Annotated in this window: 13 protein-coding genes; 8 read left to right on the top strand and 5 right to left on the bottom strand. The window is 41.3% G+C overall.

Features of this window, described 5'->3' with window-relative positions:
- Nucleotides 1-204: 204 nt before the first annotated feature.
- Together BM156_RS15080 and BM156_RS15075 are read left to right on the top strand one after the other, a co-directional pair.
- Nucleotides 205-1,353 carry a hypothetical protein gene (locus BM156_RS15080; RefSeq protein ID WP_093920727.1) on the top strand — a complete coding sequence of 383 codons (1,149 nt, stop codon included), beginning with the start codon at nucleotides 205-207 and terminating at the stop codon, nucleotides 1,351-1,353.
- Entirely contained in the window at nucleotides 1,343-2,464 is a 1,122-nt protein-coding gene (locus tag BM156_RS15075) for a nucleotidyltransferase family protein (protein ID WP_093920726.1), read from the top strand. Before BM156_RS15080 ends, BM156_RS15075 begins: the two co-directional genes overlap by 11 nt.
- 45 nt (nucleotides 2,465-2,509) lie before the next feature.
- Here the strand turns inward: BM156_RS15075 and BM156_RS15070 are convergent, their stop codons facing one another.
- Nucleotides 2,510-2,770: a hypothetical protein gene (locus tag BM156_RS15070; protein WP_093920725.1), complete on the bottom strand. Its 261-nt coding sequence runs from the start codon at nucleotides 2,768-2,770 to the stop codon at nucleotides 2,510-2,512.
- Between the two features lie 381 nt (nucleotides 2,771-3,151).
- Between BM156_RS15070 and BM156_RS15065 the strand changes: the two genes are divergently transcribed.
- Complete coding sequence (locus BM156_RS15065) at nucleotides 3,152-4,843, top strand: DEAD/DEAH box helicase (RefSeq protein ID WP_093920724.1); 1,692 nt, start codon at nucleotides 3,152-3,154, stop codon at nucleotides 4,841-4,843.
- A gap of 36 nt (nucleotides 4,844-4,879) precedes the next feature.
- Here the strand turns inward: BM156_RS15065 and BM156_RS15060 are convergent, their stop codons facing one another.
- The 3 genes from BM156_RS15060 to BM156_RS15050 form a co-directional block, all read right to left on the bottom strand.
- Nucleotides 4,880-5,671 (bottom strand): 3-keto-disaccharide hydrolase, encoded by a 792-nt coding sequence (locus BM156_RS15060; RefSeq protein WP_093920723.1) that lies wholly within the window; start codon nucleotides 5,669-5,671, stop codon nucleotides 4,880-4,882.
- Nucleotides 5,672-5,744: 73 nt separating this feature from the next.
- On the bottom strand, nucleotides 5,745-5,999 hold the full coding sequence (locus BM156_RS15055; RefSeq protein WP_093920722.1) for a DNA-binding protein: 255 nt from the start codon (nucleotides 5,997-5,999) through the stop codon (nucleotides 5,745-5,747).
- A gap of 341 nt (nucleotides 6,000-6,340) precedes the next feature.
- Complete coding sequence (locus BM156_RS15050) at nucleotides 6,341-9,193, bottom strand: serine hydrolase domain-containing protein (RefSeq protein WP_170846974.1); 2,853 nt, start codon at nucleotides 9,191-9,193, stop codon at nucleotides 6,341-6,343.
- Between the two features lie 204 nt (nucleotides 9,194-9,397).
- Here BM156_RS15050 and BM156_RS15045 point away from each other — a divergent pair, with 204 nt between their 5' ends.
- The 4 genes from BM156_RS15045 to BM156_RS15030 all read left to right on the top strand — a co-directional run bounded on the left by BM156_RS15045 (nucleotide 9,398) and on the right by BM156_RS15030 (nucleotide 14,561).
- Nucleotides 9,398-10,552 carry an exo-beta-N-acetylmuramidase NamZ family protein gene (locus BM156_RS15045; RefSeq protein ID WP_093920720.1) on the top strand — a complete coding sequence of 385 codons (1,155 nt, stop codon included), beginning with the start codon at nucleotides 9,398-9,400 and terminating at the stop codon, nucleotides 10,550-10,552.
- Nucleotides 10,553-10,558: 6 nt separating this feature from the next.
- Nucleotides 10,559-12,004 carry a sodium:solute symporter gene (locus BM156_RS15040; RefSeq protein WP_093920719.1) on the top strand — a complete coding sequence of 482 codons (1,446 nt, stop codon included), beginning with the start codon at nucleotides 10,559-10,561 and terminating at the stop codon, nucleotides 12,002-12,004.
- A gap of 94 nt (nucleotides 12,005-12,098) precedes the next feature.
- Complete coding sequence (locus BM156_RS15035) at nucleotides 12,099-13,535, top strand: hypothetical protein (RefSeq protein WP_139218305.1); 1,437 nt, start codon at nucleotides 12,099-12,101, stop codon at nucleotides 13,533-13,535.
- 9 nt (nucleotides 13,536-13,544) lie between these two features.
- On the top strand, nucleotides 13,545-14,561 hold the full coding sequence (locus BM156_RS15030) for an endonuclease/exonuclease/phosphatase family protein (RefSeq protein WP_093920717.1): 1,017 nt from the start codon (nucleotides 13,545-13,547) through the stop codon (nucleotides 14,559-14,561).
- 3 nt (nucleotides 14,562-14,564) lie between these two features.
- On the opposite strand, the gene BM156_RS15025 is transcribed toward BM156_RS15030, so the two are convergent.
- Nucleotides 14,565-15,974, bottom strand: a complete 1,410-nt coding sequence (locus tag BM156_RS15025; protein ID WP_093920716.1) for a CCA tRNA nucleotidyltransferase — start codon at nucleotides 15,972-15,974, stop codon at nucleotides 14,565-14,567.
- 183 nt (nucleotides 15,975-16,157) lie between these two features.
- On the opposite strand from BM156_RS15025, the gene trxA reads away from it, so the two are divergent.
- Nucleotides 16,158-16,526 (top strand): thioredoxin, encoded by a 369-nt coding sequence (gene trxA / locus BM156_RS15020; protein WP_093920715.1) that lies wholly within the window; start codon nucleotides 16,158-16,160, stop codon nucleotides 16,524-16,526.
- The last annotated feature ends 2 nt before the right edge of the window (nucleotides 16,527-16,528 follow it).

Below are 16,528 nucleotides of genomic sequence, written 5' to 3'. Positions count from 1 at the left end.
CTGATATTTTTCGATATTTCCTTTGTAATAGGCTGTTTGCCTAGTGTTTTAGAGCCGATGCAAATGGTTGCTGAAAAAGTATTGAGCATGGAGACCGCTTAGTGTAAGTTGCAAATTTGTGTAGTGTGTTTATTACGTTAATCAATCACCCAATGAATGTTTGTTATCTTTATTAGGTGTTGAATGATGTAATGATTTTAAACAATGGCTAAAATAGTTTCTATTCCTTATGTGAAGAAGCAGTTAGAGGAAACTCACTTGGTGTGGCTCAAGAATAGTAATTCGTATTTTTTATTGGAAGGACCTGCTTGGTTTGTTTTTGATAAAATTACGGGAAATCACGCCCCTCAAGCAATCGAAAAGGAGCTTGTCGGCCGGTATGAGATGACAGCAGGGGAGAGTCGAACTTTTATAAGTGAGATGAAGGAGAGAATAAGCTCGTTTAATGAAATGGTTCCCATGGATCATGATTTGGACTTTGAGCAAGACTTGGATAATTATCGGTTTATGCCGTTCTCGGAGCACACTTATTTGTTGAAAGATAAGTGTGTGCGTTTTCGTTATAGTGGCCCAGCGCTTGAGCGTTATATTCATCCGCTAGTTAAGCATTTAGTAATAGGAGATGGCGACTGTAAAGAGGTGCTTGATTTTGAATTGTTTGCTTATAACGGCGAAGTCGTTTTTCGGATGAATGGAAAAGTGATGGGGATATGGGGTGCCGGCGAGAGTCATTGGGTGAAAGGGCGGATATTTCTTGAGTTTGTTAATGTGTTGCATGATAAAACAGAGAACGATTGGTTAATGACCGTACATGCATCAGCAATAACGAATGAGAAAAAGACCGTTCTTTTTTCGGCAGCTCCCGGAAGTGGAAAAACAACGATGGCTGCATTGTTGCAGGCCAAGGGCTATCATTTAATCTCCGATGACTTTGTGCCTGTTGATAAAACGATGTTTAAAGCGCATCCGTTTCCGATCGCCATGTCGGTAAAAGAGGGGGCGTTGGATGTGTTGAAATCGCATTACCCTGCCTTAGAGGAAACTCCTATCGTAAATGCAACTCCAGAAAAAAAGGTTCGCTACTGGCCAATCAAGAATGATAAAATGGGTATGGTGTTCCCGTTAAAGGAGATTCTGTTTATAACCTATGATGAGCGTACTGATTGTGAGTTTATTCCCCTGAGCAGTGCCGATGCAATGAAGCGACTTGTTGATCAGGTTTGGGTGCCTCCTTTTGCTGATCGTGTTGAAACTTTTTTTGAGTGGATTGATGGAGTTTCGTTTTATGAGTTGAATTATTCCAATACGCCTAAGGCTTTGAAGATTGTTGAAAAGCTCTTTGATGATGAATAAGAAGGATCTTTTTTATTTTGTTGGTGGATGTTTGGCTCTGGATGAGCAGCCAGGTTTCAGGAATGAGGTTATACGATTAGCGTCAACCATAGATTGGGAAGAGTTTGTTAGGCTTTGTAGTAATCACTTGATATTACCAGCCATCTTTCGGCGTTTTGAGCAGCATCAGTTGTTAAGTTATCTTCCTAATGACTTGGTGGAGCATCTACATGAGGTGTATGTCTTGAATGTAGAACGAAATGAAGCGATCTTGGCGCAAGTGGAGAAAATTGTGGCCTTGCTGAATGAGCATGGCATTAAACCCACTTTTTTGAAAGGAGTCGCACACTTGCTGGATTGTGTTTACGATGATTTAGGAGATCGCATGATGAGCGATATTGATTTTTTGGTTGACGAAGCGTCTTATTTGCCTGCAGCTGAAATTTTGTTGAATGCAGGTTACTTACAGGATCGCCCGGTTTCATCCTATTCGAAGGTAGAAGAACTCAAGCATTACCCTCGTCTTTTTCATCCTCATTATGTCGCGTCTGTTGAAGTGCACCGAATTCCGGTTGATGCGGAGTTTGCCAGCTGGTTTAGCTCCTCTCAGGTTCGGGGAGAACAAGTTGAGGTGAAGTCCTTGGATGGATGCTTCGTGCCTTCCGATCGGCATAAAATTGTGCATAACTTTATTCATAGCCAGCTGTCTAACGAGGGAGATTTGTTTGGTCGGATTTCTTTGCGGGCTGCTTTCGATTTGTTATTGCTGGCCAAGCGATTTCCTCTACCCGAGACTTTACCACTAATAAAGAAGAAGCAAAAAGCGGTAGCGTACTTCTCATTGGTGAATAAGCTGCTTCTGGGGGAAGGAAGTAAGCATTTTAACCCGGGATTTGCTTCATGGTGGTTGAAAAATAAACACGCCTTAAACTTAAAATCAGACTTGTTTCGGCGTGTGTTTAGTCATACGATCTTTCTAGGGCAGCGTATTTTGAAGGGGTATTTGTTACAGATTTTCAAAGCATTTTATTTGAAAGAAAGCCGTTCGTATATTTTTAAGCGGCTTGTTGATCGAAAGTGGTATGGCGATCATGCTCGACTGTATTCCCGTTTTTTTAGAAGAGAAGTGTGATAGGGTAAGGTGAAAACGGTGTTCGCGTTAGTGTGTGGATCGCTTTTAGGCTTTGTTTGAAGAGTCTTTCTTTCTGGCGAGGTATTTACGACCAATCAATTGTCCTCCGAAAAATGCTCCTACGAGCAAAGGGTAGGTGTAAAGAGCAAAGCCAATGTCGCTGTATATTCTTAATAAAATGACGAATGGCACTGGAATGTGAATATAAATCCACCACATCAGGGTGAATTTTTTGTGTTTTGCTCGAAGTGCTCCGAATGGAAGATTGATAAGGAAAACCAATAGGGTTACTAGTAATAACTTCATGGGAAATAGTTTGAAGTAAAACTAGTAATTAAAATGAGTCTTGCAGAAAAATGTGGCCTTTTTCAACCTAATGACAATTGTTGAAGTGTTCGCTAATTCTTTGTTATGTGCCGATAAGGCCAATGGAGTTTCTTCTTCGTTTTTGAGTGTAATGTGCTTGTTAATAGAGGTTTTTAGAGGTTTTTAGTTTGTGTTTTGCAGAAGCTGTCTTAACACGGAGTTTACATGCGAGGGGCTAGTCCGGTAGGTGAAAGAAATAAAACTATCTTTGCAGCTCAATTTTTGGCGCAGGTGGCAAGGGGTGTATTGAAAAGTAAATTTTGTTGTCATCAGTGCTTATTGGGTTCGGAAGGTGTGTTGCTTTCCGGTTAAATAAAAACGATGATGACATTTGAAGAAACGGGGATTAAACCCGAGTTACTTAGCGCCATTTCAGAAATGGGCTTTGTTCAACCTACTCCTATTCAGGAGAAAACCATTCCACATTTAATTCATAATTCAAACGATCTGATTGCTTTAGCGCAAACAGGTACTGGTAAAACGGCAGCTTTTGGTTTGCCGATTCTGCACAATTGCGATGTGAAGAAGAAAGAAGTGCAGGCTTTGATTTTGTGTCCAACCCGAGAGCTATGCTTGCAAATTAGCCGCGACCTGGATGCATTCTCGAAAAATCTGGCAGGTTCAAAGAATATTGCTGTTTATGGTGGTGCTGATATTGGCAAGCAAATGCGCGAATTGCGTGCAGGAGGTCAAGTGGTTGTAGGAACACCAGGACGTGTTTATGACTTAATTCGTCGGAAGGTACTTAACGTAAGTCAAATCCGGTGGATGGTGCTTGATGAGGCAGATGAGATGCTGAACATGGGCTTTAAAGAAGAGCTGGATAATATTTTAGCTGAAACTCCAGCAGTTAAGCAAACTTTGTTGTTCTCAGCAACTATGCCTAAGGAAATTGCGCAGATGGCAACTAAGTATTTAAATATGCCTGAAGAGATTGCTGTTGGCCGTAAAAATGAAGGAGCAGCTAATGTCGAGCACCATTATTACGTGGTGCATGCCAAAGATAAATATCTGGCATTGAAGCGAGTTGCCGATAATTATCCGAATTGCTATGCTATTGTTTTCTGCCGAACAAGAATGGAAACCCGGGATGTTGCCGAAAAGTTAATGGCTGATGGTTACAATGCTGATGCTTTGCATGGTGATTTGTCGCAGGCACAGCGCGATTACGTCATGAGTCGTTTCCGTTCAGGTCAGTTGCAAATGTTGGTGGCAACGGATGTGGCCGCAAGAGGTTTGGATGTGAACAGCTTAAGTCACGTAATCAATTATAGTTTGCCGGATGATCCGGAAGCGTATATTCACCGTAGTGGACGTACCGGAAGGGCTGGGAAAAGTGGAATTTCAGTATCGATTGTCCACATGCGCGAAACAGGTAAGCTGAAACAAATAGAGCGCGTTTCGAGCAAGAAATTTGAACGGAAAGATGTACCCGCAGGTGAAGAGATCTGTAAAGTGCAGTTGATGCATTTGGTTGATCGAGTTGCTGATGTGGAGGTGAATGATTCGAATATCGATCCGTACATGCCCGAAATTATGGAGAAGTTTGCAGGTTTAAGCGGCGAGGAAATACTGAAGCGATTTGTGTCTACTGAGTTTAACCGCTTTTTGGCCTATTATAAAAATGCGCCAGACTTAAATGTTAAAGGGAAAGAAAAGAAGGCATACGAGAAGCGCGGAAACATCGCATTCAGCCGTCTGTTTATTAATGCAGGGAAGAAGCAAAATTTGAATGCAGCACGCTTGTTAGGATTGATTAATGAACATGCCAAGCGTAAAAATATTGAGATCGGAAAGATTGACATTCAGCGGAAATTTTCATTCTTTGAGATTGATAGCCGTTATGAAAAAGATTTGATCAGCTCGATGGGCAAAAGTGACCTTGACGGGCATCAACTACAGGTGGACCGGGTTACCGGAGAAGAAAGGGTATCGCGCCCAAAAATAAAAAGCCCAAAAAGAAATCAGGCTGACGGGCGAAGAGGAGCGAAGAGAAAACGCAGTAAACGATAAATAAGAAGGCGATGCATTTAGCATCGCCTTTTGTTTTTATAATCCTTCCGGGAATGATTTTATCTTTTTGATAGCGGCTTTGCGGATATACAATTCAGCCCCTTCTGATTGAAGTTGAATTTTTCCTTTGTTGAGTGGTTGAGGAATGCCATCAACTAGTTTGCATGTATTTTGACATTCCATCACTTTTACACCATTTACAACATGAATGGCTTTTTGCCCAATACAATAGAGGTCCAAGGTGTTCCATTCTCCTATTTTTTTCTCTCGGTCTTGATCTTTTCTGGCAATCTTGCCGCCTTCTTGTTCATTCCCGAAAGGGAGCGGAGATTTTCCTGTTTGGTAAACTTGGTCTGAACCAGAAGCAACAACGGGAATTTCGGCATATGTATCGGCCATCATGTAAGCGTCTCCCAGATTGTCGTGCATTAGCTGGAACTCGATCGAACTCATCCAGGTGTCTATTCCTACGCCAAAAGGCCCATAGCTATGATAAAGAAGTCCGCTATTTCTTGTGGTGTATACTTTTTCTCCCCATTTGAATTCAATGCGAAGGTGGTAGTTTTTGTAGGCCTTTTTTGTGGCGATTGAAGCATTAACATTGCCGGCAATGTGTAGGAGTTGTTCGCCATCTTGTTCGACGATAGAAAATACGCTTTCAGGAGTTGCTAGAGTTTTTTCGTTTTCAAAACCTTTAAGGGCCGAGCCAATGTAAACGTCCCAGTTTGAGAGGTTTTTCCCATTGAAAATTGGTTTCATCTTTTGGGCGTCTACCTGCAGTGAGCAAAGTAAGGCCAATGTTAAGGTGAGGAATAAATTTTTGGTCATAAATCGTGGTTTAAGTAAAAAAAAAACTGCCTTAGAAAACCAAGGCAGTTTCAAAAATAATATTTTAACTGGTTTAATGAACTTGTTCTGCGATAAGCTCTTTGGCTCGTTCTAGAATTTTTGTGTCGTCAATTAATACAACTCCACCGTTTGGGCCCGGTTCGATATGAATACCTACTGATTTTCCACGGTCGTAATTTGCGCCTCCAAAATAGTTCCTGACGGTCTCCACTTCAAGATCAAACTCCTGCGCAAGCTGGCGAATTGAGCCGTCAGGTAAACTGTCTTTAATTTTACGCAATTCGTTAAAAGTGATTTTTTTATCCATGGCAGTAAAATTTTATAGGTTATTAACTAAGATTCTTAAAACTCCTTTAAAGTTAAAATTAATAAATTAATAACGTAAGGATATTACGCCGGTCATATTTGAATTTTTAAAAGAAGCTTTGGATTTATTGAAATGGATTTTTAAGAGGAAAGTGCAAAAGCCTTGTCCGATGCGTGATTAGTGTATTTATATGGCTGTTTCTTAGTCAAAAGTGTTACAAAACATTTTAACATTTTTTAGCAAATTTGGCCGATATCTGACTGGGTTATGCCTCTTTGAAAAGGTGATAATTTGTGTTCCTATCGAAGTGGATGAATTTTCAAAAAGGCGTTTTGATATGCCTAAAATAAACTGTCATAGATGGCCTGATGCAGAGCTGGGCGAATGTTTAATTTGAATAGTTTAGTGTTGTCGCGGCTGGGATAAATTCGGTTTGAAAAGAAAATAAATAAGAGCTGTTCTTTTGGATCAGCCCAGGTAAATGTTCCTGTAAATCCACTATGACCGAAGCTCTCAGGGCTGGCTTCAACGGCAGGATATGCATCTTTCAGTTTCTTTTTCTGGTTGTCAATATAGGGTTTATCGAAGCCTAGTCCGCGGCGATTCTTGTTCTTAGGATATTGAATGCGCGTAAATTCTCGAACGCTGGCAGAATCCATGAGTTGTTCGCCGCCATATTCTCCATATTGCATATACATTTGCATAATTTTGGCGAGGTCGGTGGCGTTGCCAAACAGGCCCGCATTCCCAGAAACACCGCCCATCATCGAAGCTCCTTCATCATGAACAAATCCTTGCAGTAATTCTTTTCGGAATAAGTTGTCTTGTTCGGTTGGAACAATGATCGATTTTGGAAAGCGTTTGTAGGCGTTGTAAGTTACGGTGTTTGCTCCAAGCGGCTTGTAAAATTGGCTTTGCAGGTACTTTTCGTAGTCTTGGCCTGTGAGGTCCTTAATGATTCGGGGGTATAGAAAAAAAGCCAGCCCAGAGTAAGCGTATTTCTTGGATGGTAGCAGTTCGGAGTCGCGAATCTCACTATAAATATTATCAATATAGTGGTTGTTCATGTATAGGTTTGTGGAAACCCGGAGGTTGAACAGGGTTGTCGGATGATCTCTGAATACGGATGTTTTTAAGTGTCCATCTTTTCGCATTGCCTCTTGGTAGTAGGCGATGTATGGCTTTAGCCGTCCTTGGTGAGCCAATATTTCCCGACTGGTAATTTTTTCCTTGTCCGTATTTCTAAAATCGGGCCAGTAAAAGGAGAAAGGCATGTCGAGCTTGAATTTTTTCTCGCCGTGTAGTTTGATTAAAGCAGGAAGTGGTCCGGTTATTTTGGTGAGTGAAGCCCAGTCGTAAATATCGGTTTGCTTTACCGGACGTTTTTTGTCGTAGGTGAAATAGCCATAAGCCTCATGAAAAACGATTTTTCCATTTTTGGCAACAAGTACCTGGCAGCCGGGGAAAGCTTGTTCTTTTATTCCTAGGTTGACAATGCTGTCAATTTGCGTTTTTAGTTTAACCGATGAAAATCCAGCTTCTTCCGGAACGGTGTACTTAAAGCGGCCATTCTTTTTTAGCAGAAGGCCTTGATTAAGGCGAAACGTTTGGTTGACATTGACGGGAAGTTTGCCCGATACATTGATTGCACCAAAGATGGCTTGAGCTGCTAGTTCTTCCGTAATTCGGTTTTCTTGATATGTTACAAGCAGAGCGTTTCCTTGGCTGGCATTCGTTAAATAGTTTAAGGCATAGGGATTGCCAAAAAGTGCAACAACTTGTTTCCTTCCGGGGAGTTTAGCTATTGCATCGTTCATGATTGACGTTGTTCCGTATTTCCCGGAAACACTTAGTCGCATATCGTGTATTCCGTAAATAATCAGGTTGTAGGAGCTTAGCTTAGCATTCAGAGAGTTGAGGTCATTGGTTGTTGCTTTCTCCGGAAGGGTAAAGAAATCGACAGACATGTAATTCGCCAACATGCGTTGAAAATGAGTTTCTCTCGTTGTACCTACCGAAACTGCAGCAATCTTCAAAGTGTCCAGTTCTTGTAGCGGAAGCAATTGGTCTTCGTTTTTCAGTAAAGTTAAAGACTGTTCATGAAGTAGACGTTTTGTTAGTCGATATTCCGGCTGGTGCAAATCCTCATGAAGGTGATCCGGAGATGCTGGTTGATAGTGGTCCAGTTTGAGCCATTTTTTTAATGCCAGAACTTTTCGACACTTGTGGGTAATAGCCGCTTCGCTTAGTTCTCCTTTTTGAATAGCTGTTTTTACGGCTTCAATGCGTTCGGTTAGGTTGGGAACAATTTCCAAGAGATCATTGCCCGCTTGAAGAGCTTTTACGGTGGCTTCGCCTGCCGAAAATTGTTTGCTGACCCCGTGCATGTTCATCGCATCGGTAACCACAATGCCTTCAAAGCCCAAGTCATCAATTAGTTTGTTTTGGATGAGGTTTGTTGATAGTGATGCGGGTAAGCTGTTGTCGGGATCATAGGATTCAACGTGGAGGTGGGCAGTCATGACACCTCCAATACCTTCATTGATTAAATGTTTGAAAGGATAAAGTTCAACTTGCTCTAAACGGGCAAAATCATGCCGAATAACCGGAAGTCCCAGGTGAGAATCGGTCTTGGTGTCTCCATGTCCGGGAAAGTGCTTGGCTACCGCCAAAATTCCAGCATCTTGCATGCCTTTGGCGTATAGCCAGGTTTTGTGGGCAACTTTCTGCGGCTCTTCTCCGAAAGAACGGTAATTAATTACTGGATTCGAAGGATTGCTGTTGACATCGGCTACGGGCGCGAAGTTGACGTGAACTCCCAGTCGCTTCATTTGTGATCCAATTTCATAGCCCATTTGATAAATGAGGCTGTCTTGTTGGATCGCTCCCAGGGCTATTTGTACCGGGTATTTGGGCGTATTCTTTAAGCGGAAGCCTGGCCCCCATTCGCCATCCATTGTAATGAGCAGCGGTGTTTTGCTGGCTGCCTGGAGTTGGTTGGTGATTTCCAATTGTTGTTCCGGGAGTCCTTGCATGAAAATAATTCCACCAATGTGGTGTCTTGAGATCTTGTCTAAAACGGGATGATCAATCGGTAGTGGTTCCTTGGAGTACATTTGTATGACAAATAATTGTCCGACCTTTTCCTCCAGCGTCATTTTGCTTAAGGTAGAGTCCACCCACTGGTCGTTCATGTATTTTAGAAATTCTGGTCTGTTCTGTGCCTGTGAAACGCTAACAAATAGGCATAGAAACACCAAATAAAGAAGTTGGTTCAGGGTTTTCATAATTGTATTCTTTCGGGGCTAAAATTAATAAAGATTGACGAAAGCGTAAATTTTTCCATGCTTTTAAACGATGTTTTGCTACCTTCGCCCTAAACACAACGATTAATTATTATGCGTATTGTATTACTTCTTGTATTCTTGATGTCGTTGCAGGTAACGGCGCAGGAAATCAGGCCAGGAGCCGAACGGACAAAGGAATATTTACCTTTATTGGAAGGAAAGAATGTGGGATTGGTAATAAATCATACATCTGTAGTGAAAGAACAACATTTATTGGACTTTTTACTGGAAAATGATGTTCAGGTTAAAAAAATCTTTAGTCCGGAGCACGGATTTCGGGGTAATGCAGATGCAGGGGAGCAGGTTTCTGACCAACGGGATTCAAAAACTGGCTTACCCATTGTTTCCTTGTATGGTGACAATAAGAAACCGAAGCCTGAGCAAATTGAAGACTTAGATGTGTTGATTTTCGATATTCAGGATGTTGGTGTTCGGTTTTATACCTACATCAGTACGATGCACTATGTTATGGAAGCCTGTGCTGAAAACAATAAGCCGGTAGTGGTGTTTGATCGACCAAATCCAAATGGCGATTATATTGCTGGTCCGGTTTTGAAAGAGGACTTTCATTCGTTTGTGGGCATGCATGCTATTCCGATTGTACATGGCCTAACTGTTGGCGAGTTGGCTCGAATGATTAATGGTGAAGGATGGCTGGCAGAAGGAAAGCAATGTGATTTAACGGTAATTCCTGTTGCTAATTATTCGCATAAAATGGGGTATTCACTACCTGTTAAACCGTCTCCCAATTTACCCAATGACCGATCAATTCGTTTGTATCCTTCGTTGTGCTTTTTTGAAGCCACCAGCGCAAGTATTGGGCGCGGAACTTATTTTCCGTTTCAAGTCATCGGCTATCCAGATAAACGGTTTGGTGATTTCGAGTTTACGCCGGAGAGCATCGAAGGAATGTCGAAAAATCCAAAGCAGCTGGGAAAAGTTTGTTATGGTATTGATTTAAGGACTTCAAGCTGTCACGAGCGTTTTAGCTTGTCTTACTTCCTTGATTTCTACAATAAATTTGAAGATAAATCCGAATTTTTAACTCGTGAGCGCTGGTTTAACTTATTGTCGGGAACCGATAAGGTCCTCGAAGCTATTCGGGCTGGGCAAACTTTAGAGATGATTGAAGCTAGTTGGAAGCCCGAGCTGGAAGCCTATCAAACCATGCGAAAAAACTATTTATTATACCCTGATTTTGACTAAACTGTTATGGACTCGTACCTATCGCTAACCATTGTTGTTGCCTATTTTGGCTTATTGATGCTTATTTCGTGGTTTACCTCGCGAAATTCAGATAACTTTTCTTTTTTCAATGCCAATCAATCATCTCCTTGGTATTTGGTTGCCTATGGAATGTTGGGCGCCACCTTGTCGGGAGTGACTTTTATCTCCGTGCCTGCAGAGGTTGGAAATTCATCATTCTCCTACCTGCAGTTCGTGTTAGGTAATTTGGTCGGCTATTGGTTGGTTGCCTTTTTGCTGTTACCATTTTATTACCGCTTAAAGCTGATTTCAATCTATTCGTTTTTGGAAGACCGAATGGGGATGTTCAGTCAGAAGACAGCATCATTTTTCTTTCTTATTTCCAAGCTCATAGGTGCTGCTTTTCGTCTGTATTTGGTGGCGGTTGTGCTACAGTACGCGTTTTTCAATTCTTTTGGGGTACCTTTTTGGTTGAATGTCTGCATTACGGTTGTGCTAATTTGGGTGTATACTTACCGCGCTGGAATTAAGACCATTGTGTGGACTGATACGCTGCAGACAACGTTCTTGGTATTGGCTGTCATTTTAACGATTGTGGCGTTGAGTCGGTTAAATAGTGGCTCTGCGGCAGGTGGTGTATTTGAACAGGTATTTAATAGCGATTTATCGCAAGTCTTTTTCTGGGAGTGGCGTTCGCCAAATTTCTTTTGGAAGCAATTCTTAGCCGGTATCTTTATGACCTTGGCCATTAACGGGATGGATCAGGATATTATGCAGAAGAACCTGACGTGTAAATCAAAACGGGAAGCACAAAAAAATATGCTGGTTTTCAGTGTGCTTTTTGTGTTTGTGGTTATCCTATTCATGAGCTTGGGCGGAATGCTTTATCAATATGCTGAGCAAGCAGGAATCGATGTTGCCGGAGCAGGGGATGACCTGTATCCAATTATTGCCTTAAACTATCTTGGGGGAGGAGTTGCTATCGCCTTTTTATTGGGGATTACAGCTGCGTCCTTTTCGAGCGCCGATTCTGCACTAACTTCAATGACAACTTCGTTTTCAGTTGACTTTCTGCATATGGATCAGGAGCAGAACAGCTCAAAAATGAAGTATCGGAAGTGGATTCATCTAGGCTTTTCGGCTTTGCTGGTTCTGGTTATTGTTGTGTTTCACATCATCAACGATGAAAATGTAGTTATTGCACTTTTTAAGGCAGCAAGTTATACTTACGGACCTATTTTAGGGCTGTTTGTTTTTGCCATTCTTTTCCGCCGTACTGTAAAGGATCGCCTTGTTCCTTGGCTGGCAGTTGCTGCTCCTGTCTTAACTTTCTTAATATCATCATTTTCGAAACAATTATTTAACGGTTACGAGTTCGGATTTGAGTTGTTGATTTTGAATGGTTTATTGATGCTTATTGGCTTATTTATGATCTCAAAAAGAGCAGAATAACTTTTGTTTGTTAAAAATGTTAAAATTTGTAAAATCATTTTGTATTTTTGATATAATAAGATGAGGATTGTTAGCGTTAAACCTAAAACCATTTGTGAAAAAAATACTGTACATAGTTGTTGTCCTGCTCTGTGTAGTCGTTGCATGTGAAGATGAAAAATACATCTCTTCCAACGATGTGCAGTTGGAATTTTCCTCGGATACAGTCATGTTCGATACCATTTTCACAACTGTGGGTTCTACCACGCAACACCTTAAGGTGTATAATCCATACGATCAAAAACTACTTATTTCGTCGGTTCGCTTGGCGAAAGGAGACGATTCCAACTTCAGGTTAAATATCAATGGTGTTGCGGCCAACGAAGTGTTTGATGTTGAAATATTGCCGAAAGATAGTATTTACATCTTTGTTGAAGTAACTGTTGATCCTACGGGAAACAATTTGCCAATGGTTGTTAAAGATTCGATTGAGTTTTCATCGAATGCGGCTTTGCAGGATGTTGACCTGGTGGCTTGGGGGCAGGATATTAACTTGATACGCTCTGCTCATTTGAAGACGACAACCTGGACGGCTGATAAGCCATACTTGGTTTATAACTATGCCTATGTTGATACCGGAGAGGTCTTGACAATTGAGCCGGGAGCCAAAATCTATTTTCACCATAAGGCCCGACTTTTTGTAAAAGGGAAAATTCGGGTGATGGGGGAGTTTGGCCAGCCAGTTATTTTTCAGGGCGATCGACTGGAAGATGTCTATCAGGATGTCCCAGATCAGTGGGACGGCATTATGCTGTTTGCTGGAAGCCAGGGAAACCAGTTTAATTATGCTGAAATAAAGAATGCGAATATAGGTTTACAAGTGGGCAATATTGAGGATGAAGGGCAGGCAGAAGTTGAAATTGCCAACACCAAAATATGTAACCATGCTTATGCCGGGATTTTTGCATTAAAGTCGAAGATAAAGGCCTATAACTGTTTGATTGCGAATTGTGGTTTTTATGGAGCTGCCTTACTCGTTGGTGGTGATTATGATTTTTACCATACCACGATTGCAAACTACTGGGGCGGTTATTCAAACAGTACGCGAACTTCATCATCACTGGTGTTGAGTAATTTGTTGATTATTGACAAGCCTAGCGGAAGTGTTACCTATGAAGGGGATCTGACCAATGCTAGTTTTTCGAATAGCATTGTAACCGGAAATATCTCATCGAGCAATGAAGTTGAGTTGGGAGTGTCAAAAGAAGCTGTGTTCAATTATAAGTTTGATCACTGCTTATTGCAACTTGCTGATACATTTAATACTTCAAATACGGCTTTTTTTACGAACATCCTCAAAGGTGTTGATCCTCGTTTTAAAGATCCCTATGAGAAGCTGAACTTCGAATTAGATACCTTGAGCCCAGCGAAAGATGCTGGTTTGAGAAGTACGGGGCAGCTTTATCCGTTTGACTTACTAAATCAGAGCCGCACTGCTGATGACGCGCCTGACTTAGGTGCATTTGAGCGTATTGAGAAGCAATCGGAATAACGGCCTTCTATGAGGAAGCAGTTTCTGCTATTATTTCTTTTTTCTATTTGCATAGAGCTTTGTGCACAGCATCCTGCTGATAATCCAACGATCCTGTTTTATAATGTTGAAAACTTGTTTGATACTCAAAATGATTCCTTGACTTTGGATGATGAGTTTCTTCCTGATGGTGAGCGGCATTGGACGAGGAATCGGTTTCAGCAAAAAGTGAATCATCTTAGCAAAGTTATTTTGAGTTGTTCCGGTTTTAATCCTCCCGCTATAATTGGTTTGTGTGAGGTTGAAAATCGCTACGTTTTAGAGCAGTTGACTCAGGAAACACCATTGAAGAAGCTTGGTTATCGCATTATTCATAAAGATTCTCCGGACGAAAGGGGAATTGATGTAGCACTGTTGTTTCGGCCCGAAATTGTTAAGCCGTTATATTTCAGTTATCATCCTGTTACTGACGGAAATGGAGGGATAGAGTCAACACGGGAAATCTTACAGGCTGGGTTTGCATTTCCTAAAGATGATACGGTGCACGTCTTTGTCAATCATTGGCCGTCGAGGTATAGTGGACAGGCCAAAACTGCGCCCAAACGAATGAGGGCTGCTCAGGCATTGTTGAGTGCTATTATGGAACTACGAGAGAAGTCGCCTAAGGCAAAGCTTATTGTTATGGGTGATTTTAATGATGGTCCTGAAAGTGCGAGCTTATTGGAGTTAACTAAGCAAAAGGCAGCTAATTCGGATTCTGCAGTTTCAATTTCTTTGGCAAACCTTTCCAGAAATTGGCAGCAAGGAACACTTAAGTACCGCCAAAGTTGGTTTGTCTTTGATCAGATACTGGTGTCACAGGAGCTGATGGAGCCAAATGGTTGGTTTGTTCACGCTCAAAGTGCGACTATTGTGAATTTACCATTCCTGTTAATTCCTGATTCAAAATACCAAGGAATGAAGCTAAACCGAACCTATAATGGCTTTCGCTATCAAGGCGGTTTTAGCGATCATCTTCCTGTTCTTTTAAAGCTGAGCTATCAATAACGCTTATTTGACGGGCTTCAAGCCCATTTCTGCGGCAATTTTAAGCATGTAATTGTACGCTTCGTCATGGTCATTGTGTATTTCCCCCTCCAGGATAGCTTCCTTGATGGCATTTTTTATGTCACCAACTTCGCGCGAAGGGCGGAGATTAAATACTTCCATAATTTCTTCGCCGGAAACGGGAGGCTGAAAATTGCGAATATGATCGCGTTCTTCCAGGTCTTTTAGTTTCTCCCTTACAAGTTGGAAATTCTTTAAATAGCGTTTGACCTTCGCTTCATTTTTCGACGTAATATCAGCTTCACATAAGGTCATGAGGTCATCAATATCGTCGCCAGCTTCAAATAATAAACGGCGGATGGCAGAATCAGTTACTTCTTCTTCTGAAAGGACAATGGGGCGCATGTGTAGGGAGACCATCTTTTGTATGTACTTCATCTTTTCGTTCAGAGGAAGTTTCATCCTGCGGAAGATTCCTGGAATCATTTTGGCTCCGATAAAGTTGTGGGCGTGAAAGGTCCAACCTTGTCCTTTGATGAATTTTTTGGTGCGTGGTTTGGCAATATCGTGTAAAATTGCCGACCACCTAAGCCAAAGATTATCCGTATTGGGAACAATTCGATCCAGAACTTCAAGGGTATGATAAAAATTATCTTTGTGTCCGATGCCGTTTACTTCTTCGCGTCCCTTCATCTGGAAAAGCTCCGGGAAAATGAGTTCAAGCAGGCCTGTTTTTTCCAATAGCTTGAATCCTTTTGAAGGTTTGTCAGACATGATTATTTTATTGACCTCCTCAATAATACGTTCCTTTGAGACGATTTTGATGCGATTCTTATTAGCCGAAATGGCCTTTAAAGTATTGGCTTCAATTTTAAAATTAAGTTGTGTGGAGAAGCGAATGGCACGCATCATCCGAAGCGGATCATCGGAGAAGGTAATGCCGGGTTCGAGTGGCGTTCGGATAATCTGGTTTTGCAGATCCTCAATACCTCCAAATGGATCGATCAGTTCTCCAAAGTTATTTTGATTTAGGCCAATGGCTAAAGCGTTGATCGTAAAGTCACGTCGTTTTTGGTCGTCTTCCAGTGTGCCGTCTTCTACAATTGGTTTGCGTGAGTCGCTTTGGTAGGATTCTTTGCGGGCACCGACGAATTCAACTTCGAGCTCTTGGTATTTGAGCATAGCTGTTCCAAAATTCTTAAATACACTAACCGGCGTTTTGGGGCCAATTCGCTTGGCAACTTGCTGGGCCAGGTTGATGCCACTACCCAAGGTGACAACGTCGATATCCGGTGAATTGCGTTTTAATAATAAGTCTCTGACAAAACCTCCGATGACAAAGCAGGGTTGTGACAAGGCATCAGCTTCTTCTGAAATGATTGAAAATATAGGGTGTTGTAAGTGTTGTTTCATGAATTAATAACTGGTTTCAAACCTAATTACAAGAAAAAAGTATGACAAATTGTTTAAAATCGTGCCAAAATTACAATTATTTCTCTACCTTATCAGGAAATCATTCTTATAAATTATTTGGTACGGTAGTTGATATTGATGTATCTAAAAATTTATATATTTGCATAATAAAAATAGAAAGTCATGTTAGAACATTTAACCAAAGAGACATTTAAAGAGAAAGTTTTCAATTTTGAACAAAATAAAGATTGGAAGTACGAAGGTAGCGAGCCCTGCTTGATTGATTTTTACGCTGATTGGTGTGGTCCTTGTAAAATGATCGCTCCGGTATTGGAAGAGCTTCAAAAAGAGTATGGAGATACCATTAAAATTTACAAAGTAGATACTGAAGATCAGCGTGAATTATCAGCTATGTTTGGAATTCAAAGTATTCCAAGCTTGTTGTTTGTTCCTAAAGACAGTCAGCCACAAATGGCTCAGGGAGCTTTGCCAAAGGAGACCTTGGAGCAAGCTATTGCTGAAGTATTGAACGTTGAAAAACCAGCAAATTAATT

This window comes from Sunxiuqinia elliptica (assembly GCF_900113005.1).
In the GTDB taxonomy this organism is placed as follows: Bacteria; Bacteroidota; Bacteroidia; order Bacteroidales; family Prolixibacteraceae; genus Sunxiuqinia; species Sunxiuqinia elliptica.
This window is presented reverse-complemented; position numbering and strand designations above follow the sequence as displayed.